At 70.0% G+C, this 6335-nt stretch carries 7 protein-coding genes; 4 read left to right on the top strand and 3 right to left on the bottom strand.

Going from position 1 to position 6335, the window contains the following annotated elements; all coding sequences use genetic code 11:
- Positions 1-30: 30 nt before the first annotated feature.
- From SSP08S_RS20955 to SSP08S_RS20945, 3 genes are read right to left on the bottom strand one after another with little or no spacing between them, the layout of a single operon-like run.
- Positions 31-2592: an ABC transporter permease gene (locus SSP08S_RS20955; RefSeq protein WP_019069588.1), complete on the bottom strand. Its 2562-nt coding sequence runs from the start codon at positions 2590-2592 to the stop codon at positions 31-33.
- Positions 2589-3338, bottom strand: coding sequence for an ABC transporter ATP-binding protein (locus tag SSP08S_RS20950; protein WP_019069587.1), 750 nt, complete (start codon positions 3336-3338; stop codon positions 2589-2591). The genes SSP08S_RS20955 and SSP08S_RS20950 overlap by 4 nt, the downstream gene beginning before the upstream one ends.
- Entirely contained in the window at positions 3335-3631 is a 297-nt protein-coding gene (locus SSP08S_RS20945; RefSeq protein ID WP_019069586.1) for an SHOCT domain-containing protein, read from the bottom strand. The genes SSP08S_RS20950 and SSP08S_RS20945 overlap by 4 nt, the downstream gene beginning before the upstream one ends.
- 191 nt (positions 3632-3822) lie before the next feature.
- Between SSP08S_RS20945 and SSP08S_RS20940 the strand changes: the two genes are divergently transcribed.
- Genes SSP08S_RS20940 through SSP08S_RS20925 form a run of 4 tightly spaced genes read left to right on the top strand, consistent with a single transcriptional unit; the run spans position 3823 to position 6322 of the window.
- Complete coding sequence (locus tag SSP08S_RS20940) at positions 3823-4392, top strand: TetR/AcrR family transcriptional regulator (protein WP_019069585.1); 570 nt, start codon at positions 3823-3825, stop codon at positions 4390-4392.
- A gap of 15 nt (positions 4393-4407) precedes the next feature.
- Positions 4408-4803, top strand: a complete 396-nt coding sequence (locus tag SSP08S_RS20935; RefSeq protein WP_019069584.1) for a (R)-mandelonitrile lyase — start codon at positions 4408-4410, stop codon at positions 4801-4803.
- 11 nt (positions 4804-4814) lie between these two features.
- Complete coding sequence (locus tag SSP08S_RS20930) at positions 4815-5402, top strand: DUF4865 family protein (protein ID WP_019069583.1); 588 nt, start codon at positions 4815-4817, stop codon at positions 5400-5402.
- Complete coding sequence (locus SSP08S_RS20925; RefSeq protein ID WP_019069582.1) at positions 5396-6322, top strand: phosphotriesterase family protein; 927 nt, start codon at positions 5396-5398, stop codon at positions 6320-6322. The genes SSP08S_RS20930 and SSP08S_RS20925 overlap by 7 nt, the downstream gene beginning before the upstream one ends.
- The last annotated feature ends 13 nt before the right edge of the window (positions 6323-6335 follow it).

The following is a 6335-nucleotide window of genomic DNA, read 5'->3' as shown; positions in this document are numbered from 1 at the left end:
AGGTGAGAGTGGGTGGGCCCTTGCCCGGAGTTACTCCGTCGCGATGGCTCGGAGTAGGTCCAGATGTGCGGCTCGGCGGGCTGGGCGGAGGCCTGCCAGTGCCCCTGCTGTCAGGCCTACCAGGGCTACCAGGAGGAGTTGTTGGGGTGGGATGGAGAAGGCGAAGGTGCTGTCGCTTGCTCCGTCCGAGGCCTTGACCAGGACCCAGCCGAGGAAGGCACCGAGGGCTAGGCCGCCTACCGTGCCGAAGGCTGCCACCAGGACCGATTCCCAGCGGATCATGGCCCTCAGTTGGGGGCGGGTCTGGCCCACGGCCCTCAACAGGCCCAGTTCCCGGGTGCGTTCGTGGATTGCCAGGGTCAGTGTGTTGGCGATGCCCAGGAGGGCGATCAGGACGGCCAGGGCGAGTAGGGCGTAGACGAGGGTCAGCATCATGTCTATGCCGCCTGCCGAGGACTGGGCGTATTCGTGGCGGGTCTGGACTTGGGGGGCGCCGTAGTGGTCGGCGACCTTCGCTACGGCGGCCTTGCCCTTGGCCGTGCTCACGCCGTCCTTGAAGGAGACTGCGACCAGTGTGTCGGAGTCCTGGGTGCGGTGTGGGGCCCAGGCGGCCCGGGTGATGACGTAGTCGCCGGCCAGTTCGGACTGGCCGTAGACCGCGCGGACCGTGAAGGTCTTCTTCTTGCCGTCGGTGAAGGTGAGTTGGGCCTTGCTGCCGGTGGTGAGGTGTTGGCGGTTCGCTTCTGTGCGTGTGATGGCGATGCCGTCGGTGCCCAGGGTGGTCAGGGAGCCCTGGACCTTGCCCAGGTCGAAGGTGCGGGCAAGGGCCGTGGGATCCGTTACCGTCAACGCCCTTCCCTTGCCGTTGACTTCGGCCACTCCTCGGCCCAGGCCCACTGCTGTGTCCACCTCGGGCAACTTGGCTATGGCTCCGGCCAGTTGAGGGCTCAGGCCGCTGCCGCCCGCGCCGAAGGAGGGGGTGCTCACCGCCACGTCTCCGGCGAAGGAGCGGGACACCGTCTGGTCCATCGTGGCCTTCAGTGAGGCGCCGAAGACCGTGAAGAGGGATACGACGGCCACGCCGATCATCAGTGCGCTCGCGGTGGCGGCCGTGCGGCGGGGGTTGCGCAGGGCGTTGCGGCGGGCCAGGCCGCCGGTGATGCCTCGCAGTCGGTCGAGCGGGACGCCGAGGACGCGTACTGCCGTGGAGGAAGCCACCGGGCCCAGGACCACGAAGGCGATCAGTGCCAGTAGCGCGCCAAGTCCCGCCAGAAGGAGGGATGGTGAGACCAGTACGCCGGTGAGTGTCACTGCGAGCGCGAGGGCGGCCAGGGTCGTTCCGATCACTGCTCGGGTGCGGGACGCGCCGGACTCGTCGACTGCCGTCTCGCGGAGTGCGGCCAAGGGGGCGGTGCGGCCCGCGCGGACGGCCGGCATGAGGGCGGAGGCCAGGCAGACGATCGTGCCTACCAGCAGGGGGAGGGTGAGGGAGAGCGTGTGGATCACCAAGTCGCCGTTCGGGAAAGGGAATCCGATTGCCGGGAACAGTGCCTGGAGTCCGGCCGCTATGCCGATGCCGCCTGCGAGGCCCGCTGCCGATGCCGTCACCGCGACCACGCTCGCCTCGGTGACCGTGGCCGCGGTGACCTGGCGGCGGGAGGCGCCGAGGGCTCGCAACAGGGCGTTCTCGCGGGTGCGTTGGGCGATGACGATGGCGAAGGTGTTGTGGATGGAGAAGGTTGCCACCAGGAGGGCGATGCCCGAGAAGACCAGGAGGAACGTGGTGAAGATCGTCAGGAATTGGGAGGCGACCATGTCCGTGTTCTCCTGTGCCGACTGCTGGCCCGTGATCGCCTCAACTCCCTTGGGGAGTACGGGAGTCAGGCGGTCGACCAGTTGGCGCTGGCTGATGCCGGGGCCCGCGCGCACGCTGATGCTCGATGCCTCGCCGGGCTTGGCGGTGAGGTACTTCTCGGCGTCGGACTGGGTCATGCCGGTGAACGTCACCTGAGCCATGCCGTCCTCGCCCGCGAAGGTCGCGAGGCCCACGATCCTCACCTTGACGGGGTCCGGTGTGCGCAGTGTTGTGGTGTCTCCGATCTTCAAGTGACCCTTGGCCGCGGCGCCTCGGTTGACTACGACCTCGCCGGTGGCGGTGGGGGTGCGGCCTTCGGCCAGGCGGTACGGGTTGAGTTTGGGGTCGGTGATCCAGTTGCCCGCGAGGGTGGGAGGGCCCTTGCCGCCGATCGCTTCGCCGTTGGCGCCGACCAGTTGGCCCGCGCCCTGGATGCTCGGGGCGGCGGCCGCGACGCCGGGTACCTGGGTGATGGTCTTTGCCAGGGATGTGCTCACCGGTTGGCGTACGCCCTGGCTCTCGCCCGGGGTTGTGATGGCGTCGGCGCTGCGGACCACGGCGTCCGTGCCGCTGGTCGCGTCGCCGAACATGGTGTCGAAGTTGGCGCGCAGGGTGTCGCCCATGACGAGGGTCCCGGCGAGGAAGGCGACGCCCAGGAACACGGCGAGGAACGTACCGGCGAAGCGCCTTTTGTGGGCTCGCAGGGAGGACATGCTCAGGCGTACGGACGCGTTCATGACCTCACCTCGAAGGCCTTGAGGCGGTCCAGCACCTTGTCGGCCGTGGGGGCCTGCATACGGTCCACCAGGCGTCCGTCGGCGAGGAAGACGACCTCGTCCGCGTGGGCGGCGGCGACCGGGTCGTGGGTGACCATGACGACCGTGCGGTCCGTCTGGCGTACGGCGCGGCGGAGCAGGCCGAGGACCTCGCCGCCGGAGCGGGAGTCGAGGTTGCCGGTCGGTTCGTCGGCGAAGACGACCTCGGGGCGGCCGGCGAACGCCCTTGCCACGGCGACGCGTTGCTGCTGGCCGCCGGAGAGCTCGGAGGGACGGTGATGGAGGCGGTCGCGCAGGCCGACGACGTCGATGAGTTCGTCGATCCACTCGTGGTCGCCTCTGGTTCCGGAGAGGTCGAGGGGGAGGGTGATGTTCTCGGCGACGGTCAGGGTCGGGATCAGGTTGAAGGCCTGGAAGACGAAGCCGACGCGGTCGCGGCGGAGGAGCGTGAGGCGACGGTCGTCGAGCGCGCCGAGTTCCGTGTCGCCGATGTAGGCGGCTCCGGAGGTGAGTGTGTCGAGTCCGGCGGCGCAGTGCATGAGGGTGGATTTGCCGGAGCCGGAGGGGCCCATGATCGCGGTGAAGCGGCCGGCCGGGAAGTCGACGCTCACTCCGTCGAGGGCGCGAACGGCGGTGTCGCCGACGCCGTACACCTTCACGGCGTCGACGACCCGCGCGGCCGTGCGGGTGGTGGTCGCGGTGGTCATGCCGGGCCGCCTCCCTTGCCGGCGCGGCCGAACTGCTCGTCCAGGACGGACAGGCGGCGCCAGTACTCGTCCTCGTCGATCTCGCCGGAGGCGAAGCGGCGGCCGAGGACCGCGAGCGGGGAGTCGCCGGTGGGGCGGGGGTCGGCCATGGCCCGCCAGGGGGCTCCGCGTCCGCGCCAGGCCGTGCGGCGGAGCACGGTCACCACGCCGACGACTACGGCCGCCCAGATCAGCGGGAAGAACAGGATCCACGGGCCGGGGCCGCCGCCGTTCCAGTTCGCCAGAGTCTGCATGTCGATTCATCTCCAAGGAGTCCTGAGCCCTCAACGGGCTTCCGGTGATGTATCGAGACTGGCTCCGGGGAGGGGGTCGGGTCGTCGTACGGCCAGCGGCAGTGCGTGTACCTCCCGGGGAGTAGGTGCGTTCGTTCCGGCTGCTCCTTAAGTCCTCGACTTCTGTAACTACTAGTATGTACAGTCGTTGCATGAGCACCCCGGAGCGGTTGATCGAGTCCACCCGCGAGCTGTTGTGGGAGCGCGGTTACGTGGGCACCAGCCCCAAGGCGATCCTGGAGCGCGCGGGCGCCGGGCAGGGCAGCATGTACCACCACTTCAAGGGCAAGCCGGATCTGGCGCTGGCCGCGATCCGGCGGACGGCCGAGGAGTTGCGGGCTACCGCGGCGGGAGTACTCGACGGGCCGGGTACGCCGTACGAGCGGATCGAGGCGTATCTGCGGCGCGAGCGCGATGTGCTGCGCGGATGTCCGGTCGGGCGGCTGACGATGGATCCGGACGTGATCGCCAGCGCCGAGTTGCGCGAGCCGGTGGACGAGACCCTGGACTGGATCCGTGAGCGGCTCGCCGGAATCGTCGAAGAGGGCAAGGAGCAGGGGCAGTTCGGGGCGGAGCTGGACGGCGAGGAGATCGCGGCGACGATTCTCGCGACCGTGCAGGGTGGGTACGTCCTGGCCCGTGCGTCCGGTTCACCGGGCGCGTTCGACGCGGGTGTCCGAGGACTGCTCTCCCTTCTCACCCCGCATCGACCCACCCCCTGATAGGAGTCCAGGCAAGTGCAGATCACCAGGATGCGCCCCGACACACGGCAGGGCCCGGCGGAGAACTTCACCGGCACGGTGTGGCTCGACGAGCTCGCGGCACCCGGACCGCCGTCCCGGATACGGATGTTCAGCGTGCACTTCACGCCCGGCGCGCACACCGCGTGGCACACCCATCCGCACGGCCAGGTGCTGTACGTGACGGAGGGCGAGGGACTCGTGCAGCGCGAGGGCGGTGCCGTCGAGACGATCCGCGCGGGCGACACCGTGTGGATCGAACCCGGCGAGTGGCACTGGCACGGCGCCGCACCGCGCACGTTCATGACGCATCTCGCCGTCGTCGAGGCCGCCGAGGACGGCACGACCGCCGACTGGCACGGGCACGTCGACCCCGCGAACTACCCCTCCTGAGGAGGCACTTGATGCACGCCATGCAGTACGAACTCACCCTGCCCGCCGACTACGACATGGGCATCATCCGGGGGCGGGTGGCACGGGTCGGGCATCTGCTCGACAACTGGGACGGGCTCGGTTTCAAGACGTATCTGCTGCGTGAGCGCGGGGTGCACGGCTCGCCGGTTAACCAGTACGCGCCGTTCTACCTGTGGAACACGGTGGAGGGCATGAACCGCTTCCTCTGGGGCGGCGCCTTCCAGCGGCTCGCCGACGACTTCGGGCGGCCGGAGGTTCGACAGTGGACCGGTCTCTCCTACGAGGAGGGCGGCGCCGCGGACTCCCCCGCCGCCGTCGCCGTGCGCAGTCGGCGGCGGATACCGGAGGGGGTGGAACTGGCCGCGGTCATGGAGGACGCCGTAGGTGAGACCCGGCGGCTGGCCGGGGAGGACGGCGCGGTGCTCGCTGCGACGGCCGTCGACCCGCACCGCTGGGAGTTGGTCCACTTCTCGCTCTGGGAGCAGTACGACAGGCCGAAGGCGGAAGGGGATGTGTTTCAGGTGCTGCATGTTTCGGAACCCGGGCGGGGCGCCTTGCCGCGCGGTCGGCAGTGGTAGCGGTGAGTGCCGTCGGCTTCGTCCGTACGGTGCTGGGGGATGTGGACCCCGGAGAACTGGGGGTGTGCGACGCCCACGACCACCTCTTTCTGCGCAGTCCCCAACTGCCCGGCCAGGAGCTGGAGGACGCCTCGGCCGCGCGGGCCGAGTTGGCCGCGTTCCGTTCGGTGGGCGGTGGCGGTGTCGTGCAGTGGACGCCGTACGGGATGGGGCGGCGGGTCGCCGATCTGCCCTCGCTGTCCCGGGACACGGGTGTGCATGTGGTGTGCGCGACCGGATTGCATCAAGCGGCCCACTACGGGCGGGAGTTGCTGGCCGGCCTGCGCGGTCGGCTGGCCGAGCTGTTCGTCGCCGAGCTGACGGAGGGCGTCGGGCCGTCCGGTGTTCGTGCCGGGGTCATCAAGGTCGCGGGCGGCTTCCACGGCCTCGACGCGCATGCCCGCTGGACGATGTCCGCTGCGGCCGAGGCGCACCGGGCGACTGATGCGCCGATCGCCGTCCATCTGGAGATGGGTACGGGCGCACTCGACGTACTCGACCTGCTGTGCGGGGAGTTGGGCGTCGAGCCGCGTCGGGTGATCCTCGGTCATCTCAACCGCTCCCCCGACCTCGTGGTCCAGCGTCAGGCTGCCGACGCGGGCGCCTACCTGGCGTTCGACGGCCCGTCCCGCGCCCATCACGCCACGGACTGGCGCATGCCGGACGGAGTGCGGGCGTTGGCCGAGGCCGGTTTCGGTGACCGGCTGCTGCTCGGCGGGGACACGGTGGTCGCGGGCGCCCGCTCGGTGGACGGTGGGCCGGGGATGCCGTATATGCTGCGGCGGTTCGCGCCACGACTCGCGGTGGAGCTGGGCGAGGAGCTGGTGGGGCGCGTCCTCCGGGAGAACCCCGCGCGGGCTTTCGCCGTCGACTGGCATTGAGAGAGGGCGGCAC

This window comes from Streptomyces hokutonensis (genome assembly GCF_000376565.1).
GTDB classification, from domain to species: domain Bacteria; phylum Actinomycetota; class Actinomycetes; order Streptomycetales; family Streptomycetaceae; genus Streptomyces; species Streptomyces hokutonensis.
Note: the sequence above shows the minus strand (reverse complement) of the source record. Positions and strands in the feature narration are given on the sequence as shown.